The sequence below is a fragment of the Acetobacterium paludosum genome (assembly GCF_008086595.1).
GTDB lineage: Bacteria > Bacillota > Clostridia > Eubacteriales > Eubacteriaceae > Acetobacterium > Acetobacterium paludosum.
Map to the genome: position 1 here is coordinate 1 of NZ_RXYA01000049.1, position 728 is coordinate 728.

At 54.5% G+C, this 728-nt stretch carries 1 pseudogene; it reads right to left on the reverse strand.

Features of this window, described 5'->3' with window-relative positions:
* Positions 1-3: 3 nt before the first annotated feature.
* Positions 4-728: pseudogene (locus FZC41_RS17125) on the reverse strand (hypothetical protein); the annotation flags it as partial.

Consider the following 728-nt stretch of genomic DNA (forward strand, 5'->3'; position numbering starts at 1 on the left):
TAATTAGTTGTTGCTGATAAAAGCCTGATCGGTTGAACCCGGGGCAGCGGTTCCTTTCGGCACCACCATGATGCGGATCCCTTCCAGGCGGTAAGCAAAGCCTGCGGTTCCGGCGCTTTCGCCGTTTTTAGCCCAACCCATCCAGCCGATGTTTTCGGCATGAACCTGATAGTAAATATCACAGAGATCGGCATCGGTTCCGGTGAGACTGATGCGGATGGCTTCCAGCCGTTTGGACTGGCCTTCGGTTCCGCTCATGGCACCATCGGTCTGCGGATCCTGCCAGCCGATATCCTGAACGTGGGTCTGATAGCTGACGCCCACCTGATAACCGGCATTCTCAATATTGATCTTGATGCCTTCCAGTCTTAACGACTGGCCGGTGGTTCCGCTGAGGTCGCCATTGGCTTTAATATCCTGCCAGCCGATATCCTGGATCTGGGTCTGGTAGCGGCATTTGATGTTTCCGGTTGCAAAGCTCTGCTCGGTGCTTCCCGGAGCGGCGGCGTCTTTAGCCACGACTTTAATCTCGATGGCTTCCAGTCTCAGACTGAGCCCTTCGGTTCCGGCACTGGCACCGTTTTTGGTCCAGCCCATCCAGCCGTAATTTTCGGCATGGACACGATAATAGATATCAAATTTATCGGCATCGGTTCCGGTCAGTTTGATCTGGATGGCTTCCAGGCGTTTGGACTGACCTTCGGTGCCGCTTAAGGCTCCGTCAGTTC